Here is an 11,786-nt window from a genome sequence, read left to right as displayed (position 1 = left end):
GGAGCGACCATACCGTCCCGTGCATCTCATTCGGGTCCGCTCGGACCCATTCGGAAGGAGCACGGGAGCATGACCGCAGCCGCATCCGCCGAGAACGCCGAAGGTGCCGAGGACTCCGCACCACCACCGGGCGACGCCCCACCCCGCCGCGCCAACCCCTGGAAGGTCGCCAGTGCCTCGCTGATCGGTACCAGCGTGGAATGGTACGACTTCGGCATCTACGCGACCGCCTCCGCGCTGGTCTTTCCCGATCTCTTCTTCCCCGACGCCGGCCCGGCGCTCGGCACCCTGCTCTCGTTCACCACCCTCTTCGTCGGCTCGCTCGGCCGCCCGCTCGGCGCGATCATCTTCGGGCACATCGGCGACCGGTACGGCCGCAAGAAGGCACTGATCTGGTCGATGCTGCTCATGGGGGTGGCCACCGTTGCCGTCGGCCTGCTGCCCGGTTACGCCACGCTCGGCGTCGCGGCGCCGATCCTCCTGGTCCTGATACGGATGACGCAGTCGCTCGCCGTCGGCGGCGAATGGGGCGGCGCGGTGCTCTTCGCCGTCGAACACGCCCCACCCCGCCGCCGCGCCTTCTTCGGCTCCTTCCCCCAAGTCGGCGACGGCGTCGGCTACTTCCTCTCCACCGGCGTCTTCGCGCTGATCGCCCTCCTCGGGCACGACGCCCTGGTGGACTGGGCCTGGCGCATCCCCTTCCTGCTCTCCGCCGTCCTGGTCCTCCTCGGCCTGGTCATCCGCTCCTCCATCGAGGAATCGCCCGAATTCGAGGCGGCGCGCGCGGCCGAGGAGACCGAGGCGAAGCAGTCGGCGCCGGTCATCGGCGTGGTACGCGATGCTTGGCGCACCTGGCTGCTGGCGACCGGCGCCTTCCTCATCACGGTCGGCGGCTACTACGTGATCGTCACGTTCATGTCGACATACGCGGTCGGGCAGCTCGGCTTCTCCGAGTCCGAGGCCGCGGGCGCCGGCACCGCAGCCTCCGTCGTCGTCATCGTCTGCACCCCACTGGCCGCGCTCGCCGCCGACCGCTTCGGGATGCGCAGGCTGACCATGGCCGGCATCCTCCTGCACCTCGTCGTCGCCTTCCCGATGTTCTGGCTGGCCGACACCCGCACGCTGGGCGGCCTGTGGGCGGCGATGTGCCTCCCGATGCTCGCCAGCACGATCGCGTACGCATCGATCGGCACGCTGCTGTCCGGCTGGTTCACACCCCGCGTCCGCTACACCGGCCTCTCCATGAGCTTCCAACTGGCGGGCCTGATCGGCAGCGCGGCCCCTTCCGCCGCAACCTGGCTCTTCACCACAACAGGCAACTCCTGGACCCCGGTGGCCCTAGCCTTCGCCGCAATGGCAGCCCTCAGCGCAACGTGCCTGGCCCTCCACCGCCCGGCACGCGGCACGGCACCCGAGACGGCACTCTGACGCGGCCGGCGCCGGTCACTGGGTGAGGGTGTCCGCCACCGTCCTGCTCGCGAGCCGGGCCACGGAGCGCAGCTCCGAGTCCGGCGCGCCGGCCCGGCTCAGTACGGCCAGCGACTGGGTGACGGCGACGACGAACAAGGCGGCCTCTTCGAGCGTCCCGTCATCGGCCGCGGAGCCGGCCAGCGCCGCCCGCACCCGCGCGCGCTGGACATCGAGTAGGCCGCGCACCTTCGTACTGTTCTCCTCCTGCATGGTCTCCGACTGCGCGACGGACTGGGCGATGAGGCACCCTGCGGGGACCGACGGGTCGGCGATACGGTCCAGCACCACATCGAAGAACGCCTCCACCGCCCGCACCGGCTCACCGGGATGAGCGGCGAGCGCTTCCTCGTACCGTGCGCCGTAGAGCGAGGAATAGCGGTCGAGACACTGCCGGAACAGGGCGTCCTTGTTGCCGAAGGTCCCGTAGAGGGAGCCGCGGCCGAGACCGGTGGCAGAGGCGAGGGCGTCGAGCGAGGCGTCCGCGTATCCGCGCTGCCAGAACACCCGCATCGCCCGGTCCAGCGCCGCCTCGACATCGAACTGCTTCCGGCCGGCCATGCGGCGCACCTCCCGTTTTCCGTACTTCCCCGATGGACCTTACCTATGAACCACCATCTTTGACCGATCGTTCCAACATGGCTAGCGTAGTGCCCTCCGCTCCGCGCGCTCGAAAGGTCACCCGATGATCGACGGCATGCCGCCGCACCTCCCGCCCGGCTTCACCGACACCTTCACCAGCCAGTACGTCGACACCGGTGAGCTGCGCCTGCACGCTGTCACCGGCGGCGAAGGCCCGCCGCTGCTCCTCCTGGCCGGCTGGCCTCAGACCTGGTACGCCTGGCGCCTCCTGATGCCGGCGCTCGCCGAGAAGTTCCGGGTTGTCGCGGTCGACCCACGCGGTGTCGGGCTCTCCGGCAAGCCGCTGGACGGATACGACACCGGCACCCTCGCGGCCGACGTGGCGGCGCTCATGACCGCGCTCGGACACCACCGCTTCGCCATGGTCGGTCACGACGTCGGGATGTGGACCGGCTACGCCCTGGCCGCCGACCATCCGGACCGCCTCGACCGTCTGGTACTCGCCGAAGCCGCCATCCCCGGGCTGTCTCCGTCGCCACCCCTCTTCGGGGGCCGGGAAGCCAACGACCGCCTCTGGCACTTCGCCTTCAACCGCCTCGACGGCCTCAACGAAGAATTGATCAGCGGCCGGGAGCACCTCTACTTCGGCCACCAGTTCGCCACGAAGGCCGCGAAGCCACTGCCCGACCACGCCGTCCAGTACTACGTCGACACCCTCGCCACCGACCCGGAAGCCCGCCGGGCGAGCTTCGAGTTCTATCGCGCGCTCGACGCCACCATCGCGCAGAACGAGCACCGCAGGCAGCGACGCCTGACCCTCCCCGTCCTGACGATCGCAGGCGCGGAGAACCTGGGGGAGTCGGTCGGCGCAACGATGCGGCTCGCCGCGGACGACGTACAGAGCGTGGTCATCCCCGGCTGCGGCCACTACCCGGCCGAAGAAGCCCCGGAGGCGATGCTCGCCGCGCTGACCGTGTTCCTGGACCCGTACCGACAGCGCCTCACTTGAGGCCGTGCGCCCGGGACACCAGGGATTCGGCGAGCCGGCGGGAGATCAGCCTCCGGAGGGTGAAGACGAGCGGGGCGCGGCTGCCGACCGCGTACAGCGGCTTCGGGTTGGGCGCCTCGATCGCCTTGAGGACGGTCGCCGCCACGGTCGTGGCGCTGACGCCGGACGCTTCATTGCGGTCGAGGTGGTCGGAGACCGTACGGAAGGCGTCGGTGTACGGGGAGCCGTCGGCGAGGTAGCGCGTGCGGCGCTCGCTGATGCCCGTGTTGATGGAGCCAGGCTCCACCGTGGTCAACCAGACGCCGTACGGGGAGAGTTCGCGGCGGGCCGCGGTCGCGAACGCCTTGACGGCCGCCTTCGAGGCCACGTACGAGGAGCGGAAGGCCAGCGGGAAGCTGGCCAGCATGGACCCGACCATGACGACCCGGCCGCTGCGGCGCTCCCGCATCCCCGGCAGCAGCAGCTGGGTCAGCCGCACCGCACCGAAGACATTGAGCTGGAAGAGGCGCTCCAGGGCGTCCATCGGCAGCTCTTCGAGGGCGGCGAGCTGGCTCTCGCCCGCATTGTTGACCAGTACGTCGACCGGGCCCGCCGCCGCTGCGCACGCCTCGATGCTCGCCGGGTCGGTGAGGTCGAGGGGGAGGTAGGCGGCGCCCGGGAGGCGGTCGGCGTCGGCGACCTTCTCGGGGGAGCGGCTGGTGGCGATCACGTGGTAACCGCGGTCCAGGAGGGTTTTGCAGACGGCTCGACCGATGCCGGACGAAGCGCCGGTGACCAGCGCCGTACGCCGCTCCGTACCGCTCCCACCGGGCGCGCGCCCCGGTACCCCGCCCGCCGCGTCGTCCCTCATGCCAGCCCCCTCGCCAGTGCCCGGCCCGCCGCGCGGCCGGAGAAGATGCAGCCGCCGAGGAACGTACCCTCCAACGCGTTGTACCCGTGCACCCCGCCCCCTCCAAAACCGGCCACTTCGCCCGCCGCGTACAGCCCCTCGAAGGGCGTGCCGTCCGGCCGTACGACCTGTGCGTCCAAGGTGGTTTCCAGGCCGCCGAGCGTCTTACGGGTGAGCAGGTTCAGCCGTACGGCGATCAGCGGGCCGTGCGCCGGGTCCAGCAGCCGGTGCGGCTTGGCCACCCGTACGATCTTGTCCGCCAGGTAGGCGCGCGCGTTGCGCACCGCCATCAGCTGCATGTCCTTGGAGTACGCCGAGCCCACCTCGCGGTCGCGGGCCACGACCTCGCGCCGTACCTGGTCGTAGTCCAGCTCCGGGTCGCTGCCCAGCGCGTTCATCCCGGACACGAGGTCGCGGAGGTTGTCGCGGACGACGAAGTCCGCGCCGTGCTCCATGAACGCGGCCACCGGACCGGTCGGCCCCTTCTTCGTCCGGCCGAGCGTCATCTTGAGGTCCTTGCCCGTGAAGTCCGGGTTCTGCTCGGACCCCGAGAGCGCGAACTCCTTCTCGATGATCAACTGCGTGAGGATGAACCAGCTGTGCTCATGGCCGCCGGCCCGGATGTGCCGGAGCGTGCCGAGCGTGTCGAAGCCGGGGAAGTACGGGGGCGGCAGCCGCTTGCCCGTGGCGTCCAGCCAGAGCGAGGACGGGCCGGGGATGATACGGATGGCGTGGTCGGGCCAGATCGGGTCCCAGTTCTTGATGCCCTCGACGTAGTGCCACATGCGGTCGCGGTTGACGATGTTGCCGCCCGCGCTCTCGGTGATCTCCAGCATCCGCCCGTCGACGTGCGCGGGCACCCCGCAGATCATCCGCTCCGGCGCCGGGCCCAGCCGGTCCACCGGCCAGTTCTTGCGCACCAGGTCCGGGTTGCCGCCGATGCCGCCCGAGGTGACGACGACGGCCTGCGCGCGCAGTTCGAAGGAACCGGTCGGCGTACGGGAGGACTTCACACCCCGCGCCGCGCTCGACGGCTCCAGCACCGTGCCCCGGACGCCGACCGCCGCGCCGTTCTCCACGATCAGCTCGTCCACCTGGTGCCGGTGCTTGAACGTGACCAGCCCGCGGTGCTCGGCGGCCAGCACCGGGTCGCGGAAGACCCGTACGACCTCCGGCCCCGTGCCCCACGTCAGATGGAAGCGCGGCACCGAATTGCCGTGCCCGGAGGCGAGCCCGGAACCCCGCTCGGCCCACCCGACGTTCGGCATCAGCCGCAACCCCAGCTCGTGCAGGTAGGCGCGCTTCTCCCCGGCGGCGAACTGCACGTACGCCTGCGCCCACTGGCGCGGCCAGTGGTCCTCCCGCTCGCGGTCGAAGCCGGCCGAACCCAGCCAGTCCTTCAGGGCCAGCTCGTAGGAGTCCTTGATGCCCATCCGGCGCTGCTCGGGGCTGTTCACGAGGAACAGCCCGCCGAGCGACCAGAACGCCTGGCCGCCCAGGTTCGCCGCGCTCTCCTGGTCCACGAGCAGCACCTTGCGCCCGGCCCTGACCAGCTCGTACGTCGCGACGAGCCCGGCCAGCCCGGCCCCCACGACGATCACATCGGCCTGTTCGCGCTCACTCATCGAGAGCCCCTTCGCTCTGGGTGCTGTAGGCGGTGCTGTAGGCGTTGACCACGTGCCGGAACAGTTCTTCGCGCCGCTGCCGCACGCCCTCGTCGGCCGGCTCCAGCAGGCACTGCACGGCGGTGCCGTCGTGCACGGCGACCAGCGCGTGGCCCAGCCCGGTACGGTCGGTGACCCGCCGGCCCGCGCGGGCGAGCGCGGTCTCGACGAGCGGCAGCAGCGTGTCGTGGATGGCCTCCTCGCGGGAGGCCATGACCCGGCGCAATGACGGATTGCGCAGCGCGTGCGCCGTGAACTCCGCCGTCACGCGATACCACGCGTCATCGATCGGTACGGCGTCCAGCACGGCCCGCAGCGCCTCGTCCGCCGACACCGACTCCAGGGTGCCGAGCCGGTCCAGCGCGCCCCGCAGATCGTCCAGCATCGCCGCCGACCGCTGCTCCCACATGGCGAGGAACAGCTCGTCGAGCGAGGTGAAGTTCGAGTAGAAGGCGCCCCGGGTGTACCCGGCCCGCTCGCACACCTGGTCCACCGTGGACCGGCCGAAGCCCTCCTCGGCGAAGACCTCCAGTGCGGCATCGAGCAACCGCTGCCGAGTCTGCGCCCGCCGCCGCGTCACGCGCTTCGGCGTCGCGGTCTCTGAAGCTGTCATCCCCGGCCCCGCTTCCGTCGTGCGCCGTTCGATACGCGAATGTATGGGATACGTTCGCGTATCGACAAGGGGTCGGACGGGTCGACCCGGCGCAGCGCTTACCGGGGCGGCCACCGGGTGACGTACTCCGCGGGCGGCTCGGGCTCCGGGAGGCTCGGCGTCTCGATGCGCCAGGCGATGCGCTCCTTGTCCTGGACGACGCGGCGGTACGCGTACAGCACGACGGACAGCAGCAGGATGCCGACCGCGATGAGGGTGTCCTTCGGGCCGCCGTGCGCGGCGAGCGAGGGGTGCGTGACGCCCACCGCGACCACCACGACATCGATGACCAGCACCGCCCAGGCGATCGGTATCCAGGCGCGGCCGCGGCGGATCGGGCGCGGCCAGTCCGGGCGGTCCTTGCGCAGCAGCAGAAAGGCGGAGACGGCCAGCACGATCGCCACCAAGTACCCGAAGTTGCTGGCGATCAGGATGCTCAGCGGCTCCCCGAGGAGCAGCAGGATCGCGCTGTTCAGTACGGCGTCGAGGGTGAGCGCGCGACCCGGTACGCCCCACCGGTTCAGATGGTCGAGCTGCCGGACGGTCATCCTCTCGCGCGCCAGCCCGTACAGCGCCCGGCCGCCGTCCGCCGTGGTGGACACCATCCCGAGGAACATCGAGGAGACGAGGATGAGGACGCCGAGCGAGGAGAAGCCGCCGAGCGCCTGCTCGAAGGCGATCGCGAACGCGCCGACCGGGTCCTTCCGGATGGCGTCCTCGCCGACCGACCCCACCATGGCGAGCGGCACGACGAAGAAGAGGACGAGGGAGAGGAGGGAAGTGGCGCGCAGCGCCTTGGCGGTGTCGCGGACGGTGTCCTTGTACTCGGGGGCGAACGAGGCGCAGATCTCGGTGCCGTACGTGGTCCACGCGGTGACGTAGAACCACACGATCAACGTTGTCCAGCTGCCGCCGTGGTACCAGGTGAGGTTGGCCGCGTGCCAGGTGTGGCCGCTCATGAAGGGGGCCGCGACGACCACGACGAGGCCGCACAGCACGATGCCGCTGGTGATCTTCGAGGCGCGGGCGGTGAGCCGCGCGCCGAAGTAGTTGCAGGCCCAGGCGGCGAAGACGGCGGCGACGCCGATCAGCTCGGCGAGGCCCACCGTGTGGCCGGGGAGCAGGGGCACTTCGGGCGTGCCGGGGAACCAGTGCGCGGTGACGAGCGCGCCGATCGCCGCCGCGTTCACCGCGATGCTGAACGACCAGCCGATCCAGTAGCCGTACGCGGCGACGGCGCCGAGCGGCGCGAAGTACCGCTTCCAGCCCTCGGAGGCGTACCGGCTCACGCCGCCGGACTTGCCGGGGAACATCGCGGCGGTCTCGGCGAACAGCATGTTCTGCAGCAGGCCGATCAGCGCGCCGCCGACCCAGAGCGCGATCGCGGTCCAGGCGCCGATCGCGCCGATGCCGTAACCGACGGTGAGCAACAGGCCGTTGGGGATGACCAGGGCGATCGCGAACCCGTCGCGCCAGGTGAGGGACTTGCGGAGGTTGTCCATGCTCTGCCGCCCGTCTCGTGAGAACTCCGGCTGAACGCACGTCCGTTGTTCAGCCGTGCCAAAAATGTGTTCGCCGTCACAATAATTGGGTATTATTGGAAGGCAAGAGGCTGGACGGGACTGGACGGAAAACGGTGAAGGGGTGGGCAGCATGGTGGCCGAGCGCGGGGTGCCGGAGCGGACGGGAGCGGTCCCGGCCGGGGCTGACGTCCAGCGCGAGCGGATACTGCGCGCGGCGGCCCTCGCCCTCGCGGAGCATGGCTTCGACGCCGCGCGCCTGCGCGACGTGGCCAACTCCGCGCAGGTCTCCATAGGTTCGATACAGCATCACTTCGAGACCCGCGACGCGCTCTTCCGGCAGGCCTTCGAGTGGTCGATAAGCGAGCTGATCGGCCGGTGGCGGTGCACGGCCGTCGGCGAGCCGGACCCGTGGCGCCGGTTCGAGCTGCTCGTGCGGGAGCTGACCGGCGACCCGGACCTGATACGGCGCTGCGCGACCTGGACCGAGTTCTGCGCCAGCGCGGCCCGCCATGAGGAGCTGCGGGGCGGGATACGGCGGGTCCACGACGAGTGGCGGGCCCTGGTCTCCGGCATCCTCGCCGAGGGCGTGGCGACCGGCGCGTTCGCCCCCGTCATGTCCCAGGAGGCGGCGGTCGGAGCGGTGATGGCAGTGGTCGACGGCTGCGACATGGCCATCGCGACGGACGGCGGCATGACACCGGACCGGTACGCGGAGGTGCTCCTGGGGACGGGGAGGGCGGTGTTCGGGGTGCGGGGCGGGGCGTGACGGGGGCTGGGGTGACGCTGCGCGGGAGTCGGCCTGTTGCCGTCGACCGACAGGGGAGGGGGCGGGGTGGGGGGGAGGGGAGGGCCCCCGGGGGGCTGCGGTGAGGGGCGCGAGCGGGTGGCGCCAGTCAGTGATCAGGGGAGGGGTTTTCGTGAGTGGCGAGCAGTTTCCTGAGCGGGCGTCTGAGCAATTCCCGCATCTTTTCCGGCCGTTGCGGATCGGGTCCACGACGCTGAAGAACCGGATCGTGTCGTCGGGGCATGACACCGTGCTCGTTCGGGACGGGCAGGTGACCGAGGACCTCGTGGCGTATCACGAGGCGCGGGCCGCGGGCGGGGTCGGGCTGATCGTCGTGCAGGTCGCCGGGGTGCACGAGTCCGCGCGGTACACCACCCACGTCCTCATGGCGACCGACGACACCTGCATCGAGGGATACCGCCGCCTCGCGGACGCCGTGCACCGGCACGGCGCGCGGGCCGTCGGCCAGATCTTCCACCCCGGCCGGGAGATCCTGGAGTCGCGGGACGGCTCGGCGCCGGTCGCCTGGGCGCCGTCGGCGACCCCGAGCGAGCGGTTCCATGTCATGCCGCGGGCCATGACGGTGGCGGAGATCCAGGAAGTAGTACGGGGATACGGCGCGGCGGCCCGGCGGCTGTGGGCCGCGGGCATGGACGGCGTGGAGATCGTGGCCAGCCACGGCTATCTCCCGGCCCAGTTCCTGAACCCGCAGGTGAACCGCCGTACCGATGACTACGGCGGCAGCGACGAGAAGCGGCTGCGCTTCCTGCGCGAGATCATCGCGTCCGTACGGGAGGCCGCGGGACGGGAGTTCACGGTCGGGCTGCGCATCTCGGGGGACGAGCTGAGCCACGACGGGCTGTCGTCCGCGCTGGTCGTGGACGTGGCGACGCGGCTGGACGAGGACGGGCTGCTGGATTACCTCAGCGTGTGCGCCGGCAGCTCGGCCACGCTGTCCGGCGCGCTGCACATCGCGCCCCCGATGTCCGAGCCCGCCGGATACACCGCGCCGCTGGCCGCGAAGGTGCGTGCCGCGGTGCGCGTGCCGGTCATGGTCGCGGGGCGGATCAACGAGCCGCAGGAGGCCGACCGGATCATCGAGCGGGGGCAGGCCGACGCCTGCGCCATGACCCGGGCGCTGATCTGCGATCCCGAGATGCCGGCGAAGGCCGGCGCCGGGCGCGCGGAGGACATCCGGGCCTGCATCGGCTGCAACCAGGCGTGCATCGGCCACTTCCAGCGGGGTTATCCGATCTCCTGCATCCAGCATCCGGAGACGGGCCGGGAGCGGCGGTTCGCGGTGCTGCCGACGATCACGCGCCGGAAGCGGGTACTGATCGCGGGCGGCGGCCCCGCCGGGCTGAAGGCGGCGGCGGTCGCGGCGGCCCGCGGGCACGACGTCACGCTGCACGAGGCGGCGCGCCGGACCGGCGGACAGGTGCTGCTGGCCGAACGCCTGCCGGGGCGCGCGGAGTTCGGTGGTGCGGTGACGAACCTGGAGCGGGAGGCGCGGCAGGCGGGGGCGCGTATCGTCACCGGTTCACGGGTCGACGGGGAGCTGCTGCGTGCCGAGCGACCGGACGCCGTGATCGTCGCGACCGGCGCCCGGCCCCGCCGGCCGGAGCTGGAGCTCGTGGACGAGCCGGTCGTGCTGGACGCCTGGGAGGTCATACGGGGCGCCGAGGTGCCGCGGGGGCGGGTGGTCGTGGCGGACTGGCGCGGCGACTGGATCGGGCTCGGGGTGGCCGTTCAGCTTGCCGGGATGGGGCGGAAGGTCACGCTGTGCGTCACTGGGTTCGGCGCGGGTGAGCATCTGCAGCAGTACGTACGCGCGGCGATGCTCGGCGAGGCGGTGCGGGCGAAGGTGGCGGTGGTGCCGAACGTCCGGCTGTACGGGGCCGACAGCGACACGGTCTACCTCCAGCACACGCTCACCGAGGAGCCGGTGCTGCTCGAAGGGGTCGGGTCGGTCGTCCTCGCCCAGGGACACGAGCCGGTGCCCGCGCCCGCGGCGGAGACCGATCTGCCGGAGCTGCCGCCCGGCGGCCTGATAGCCATCGGCGACTGCGTGTCACCGCGCACGGTGGAGGAGGCGGTGCTGGAGGGGCTGACGGCGGCGGCGGAGCTTTAGCGGCAGGGGCGGTCGGGGCGGGTCAGTGCCGGTGGCGGCCGGTTGCGGCTGGTGCGGAGTGCGGCTGTCCGGCCGCGGGGGTCGGCGTTCGGCTGTCCCGCCGCGGGGGTTGCTCGCGCAGTTCCCCGCGCCCCTGGAGGGCGCAGTTCCCCGCGCCCCTGGAGGGCGCAGTTCCCCGCGCCCCTGAAGGGCGCAGTTCCCCGCGCCCCTGAAGGGCGCGGCGACCCGTGGGATACGCCCTACTCTTCGTCCAGAGCGGCCGTCAGGAGCGCGCGGGTGTCCGGTTCGACATGGTCGGCGTAGTAGGCGTGCAGTGCGCGGCGGGCCAGTTGGGCCGCGTGCGGGGCGTTGCCGGCTCGGATGGCGGCTAGTACCTGTTCGTGGTGGTCGATGGAGCGGGCCATCCAGGCGGCGGCGTCCGCGGCGTTCGCGATCTTGTGCTCGATGATCTCCACGACGGCGTCGTGGACGGCGCGGGCGCAGAGGCCGAGCAGAGCGTTGCGGCTGGCTTCCGCGACGGCCTGGTGGAACAGCGCGTCGGCCTCGCTGAACGCCCGCAGTCCGGCCCCGGCCCCCGTCAGGGACCGCATCCGCTCGATCAGTTCGGCCATCCGGGTCAGGTCGTCCTCGGTGCGCAGCCGGGCGGCGAGCCGGTTGCTCTCGGCCTCCAGGACCATCCGGAACTGGATCAGTTCGCCGAGGCTGCAGAGGTGGGAGCGGGTGAGCCGGCCGAGTGCCTGGCTGAGGTTGTCGCCGGAGACGCCGAGCACCTCCGCACCCAGCGGGTCGCCGGGGCGGGAGCGGATCAGGCCCGCGGACTGCAGTACGCGCAGGGCCTCGCGGACGGTCGAGCGGCCGACGCCGAACTGGCTGACCAGGTCCCGCTCGCCGGGAAGCCGGGAGCCGGGCGGCAGTTCGCCGCTGAGGATGCGGTTCTCTATCTGCTCGGCCACCCGCTGGTAGGCCCGTACCGGCTCGACGGGTGTGAAGGGAGCGTCGAAGGCGGCCATCGGGACCCCGTTCCGTTTTCCGTACCGATTTTCCGTGCCGATTGCTGCTGGTGGCCTCTTGACCCATGCACGAAC

The 11,786-nt window shown here is 71.6% G+C and carries 10 protein-coding genes; 4 read left to right on the top strand and 6 right to left on the bottom strand.

Going from position 1 to position 11,786, the window contains the following annotated elements; translation table 11 throughout:
- The first annotated feature begins 69 nt into the window (after nucleotides 1–69).
- Entirely contained in the window at nucleotides 70–1,428 is a 1,359-nt protein-coding gene (locus tag AB0I82_RS04870) for an MFS transporter (RefSeq protein WP_363255631.1), read from the top strand.
- 15 nt (nucleotides 1,429–1,443) lie between these two features.
- On the opposite strand, the gene AB0I82_RS04865 is transcribed toward AB0I82_RS04870, so the two are convergent.
- Complete coding sequence (locus AB0I82_RS04865) at nucleotides 1,444–2,028, bottom strand: TetR/AcrR family transcriptional regulator (RefSeq protein ID WP_363255630.1); 585 nt, start codon at nucleotides 2,026–2,028, stop codon at nucleotides 1,444–1,446.
- A 124-nt stretch (nucleotides 2,029–2,152) separates the two neighbouring features.
- Between AB0I82_RS04865 and AB0I82_RS04860 the strand changes: the two genes are divergently transcribed.
- The gene (locus AB0I82_RS04860; RefSeq protein ID WP_363255629.1) at nucleotides 2,153–3,058 is read left to right on the top strand and encodes an alpha/beta hydrolase; all 906 of its coding nucleotides are present in this window, start codon (nucleotides 2,153–2,155) and stop codon (nucleotides 3,056–3,058) included.
- Here the strand turns inward: AB0I82_RS04860 and AB0I82_RS04855 are convergent.
- The 4 genes from AB0I82_RS04855 to AB0I82_RS04840 all read right to left on the bottom strand — a co-directional run bounded on the left by AB0I82_RS04855 (nucleotide 3,051) and on the right by AB0I82_RS04840 (nucleotide 7,765).
- The gene (locus AB0I82_RS04855) at nucleotides 3,051–3,908 is read right to left on the bottom strand and encodes an SDR family oxidoreductase (RefSeq protein ID WP_363255628.1); all 858 of its coding nucleotides are present in this window, start codon (nucleotides 3,906–3,908) and stop codon (nucleotides 3,051–3,053) included. The genes AB0I82_RS04860 and AB0I82_RS04855 overlap by 8 nt on opposite strands.
- Nucleotides 3,905–5,572: an FAD-binding dehydrogenase gene (locus AB0I82_RS04850; RefSeq protein WP_363255627.1), complete on the bottom strand. Its 1,668-nt coding sequence runs from the start codon at nucleotides 5,570–5,572 to the stop codon at nucleotides 3,905–3,907. Before AB0I82_RS04850 ends, AB0I82_RS04855 begins: the two co-directional genes overlap by 4 nt.
- Nucleotides 5,565–6,224, bottom strand: coding sequence for a TetR/AcrR family transcriptional regulator (locus AB0I82_RS04845; protein WP_363255626.1), 660 nt, complete (start codon nucleotides 6,222–6,224; stop codon nucleotides 5,565–5,567). Before AB0I82_RS04845 ends, AB0I82_RS04850 begins: the two co-directional genes overlap by 8 nt.
- A gap of 98 nt (nucleotides 6,225–6,322) precedes the next feature.
- Nucleotides 6,323–7,765: an APC family permease gene (locus tag AB0I82_RS04840; RefSeq protein ID WP_363255625.1), complete on the bottom strand. Its 1,443-nt coding sequence runs from the start codon at nucleotides 7,763–7,765 to the stop codon at nucleotides 6,323–6,325.
- A 151-nt stretch (nucleotides 7,766–7,916) separates the two neighbouring features.
- On the opposite strand from AB0I82_RS04840, the gene AB0I82_RS04835 reads away from it, so the two are divergent.
- Both AB0I82_RS04835 and AB0I82_RS04830 read left to right on the top strand, forming a co-directional pair.
- Nucleotides 7,917–8,552 carry a TetR/AcrR family transcriptional regulator gene (locus AB0I82_RS04835; RefSeq protein WP_363255624.1) on the top strand — a complete coding sequence of 212 codons (636 nt, stop codon included), beginning with the start codon at nucleotides 7,917–7,919 and terminating at the stop codon, nucleotides 8,550–8,552.
- A 100-nt stretch (nucleotides 8,553–8,652) separates the two neighbouring features.
- The gene (locus AB0I82_RS04830) at nucleotides 8,653–10,701 is read left to right on the top strand and encodes an FAD-dependent oxidoreductase (RefSeq protein WP_363255623.1); all 2,049 of its coding nucleotides are present in this window, start codon (nucleotides 8,653–8,655) and stop codon (nucleotides 10,699–10,701) included.
- A 239-nt stretch (nucleotides 10,702–10,940) separates the two neighbouring features.
- Here AB0I82_RS04830 and AB0I82_RS04825 read toward each other — a convergent pair whose 3' ends face one another.
- Complete coding sequence (locus AB0I82_RS04825; RefSeq protein WP_363255622.1) at nucleotides 10,941–11,711, bottom strand: FadR/GntR family transcriptional regulator; 771 nt, start codon at nucleotides 11,709–11,711, stop codon at nucleotides 10,941–10,943.
- Nucleotides 11,712–11,786: the final 75 nt, after the last annotated feature.

The sequence above is a fragment of the Streptomyces sp. NPDC050315 genome, assembly GCF_040655775.1.
Lineage (GTDB): Bacteria > Actinomycetota > Actinomycetes > Streptomycetales > Streptomycetaceae > Streptomyces.
Note: the sequence above shows the minus strand (reverse complement) of the source record. Positions and strands in the feature narration are given on the sequence as shown.

What these genes read in the sequence shown, in the direction of transcription:
- AB0I82_RS04850 (WP_363255627.1), bottom strand. Translation starts at nt 5,572, where the DNA reads ATGAGTGAGCGCGAACAGGCCGATGTGATCGTCGTGGGGGCCGGGCTG.
- AB0I82_RS04840 (WP_363255625.1), bottom strand. Translation starts at nt 7,765, where the DNA reads ATGGACAACCTCCGCAAGTCCCTCACCTGGCGCGACGGGTTCGCGATC.
- AB0I82_RS04825 (WP_363255622.1), bottom strand. Translation starts at nt 11,711, where the DNA reads ATGGCCGCCTTCGACGCTCCCTTCACACCCGTCGAGCCGGTACGGGCC.
- AB0I82_RS04855 (WP_363255628.1), bottom strand. Translation starts at nt 3,908, where the DNA reads ATGAGGGACGACGCGGCGGGCGGGGTACCGGGGCGCGCGCCCGGTGGG.
- AB0I82_RS04865 (WP_363255630.1), bottom strand. Translation starts at nt 2,028, where the DNA reads ATGGCCGGCCGGAAGCAGTTCGATGTCGAGGCGGCGCTGGACCGGGCG.
- AB0I82_RS04835 (WP_363255624.1), top strand. Translation starts at nt 7,917, where the DNA reads ATGGTGGCCGAGCGCGGGGTGCCGGAGCGGACGGGAGCGGTCCCGGCC.
- AB0I82_RS04845 (WP_363255626.1), bottom strand. Translation starts at nt 6,224, where the DNA reads ATGACAGCTTCAGAGACCGCGACGCCGAAGCGCGTGACGCGGCGGCGG.
- AB0I82_RS04870 (WP_363255631.1), top strand. Translation starts at nt 70, where the DNA reads ATGACCGCAGCCGCATCCGCCGAGAACGCCGAAGGTGCCGAGGACTCC.
- AB0I82_RS04860 (WP_363255629.1), top strand. Translation starts at nt 2,153, where the DNA reads ATGATCGACGGCATGCCGCCGCACCTCCCGCCCGGCTTCACCGACACC.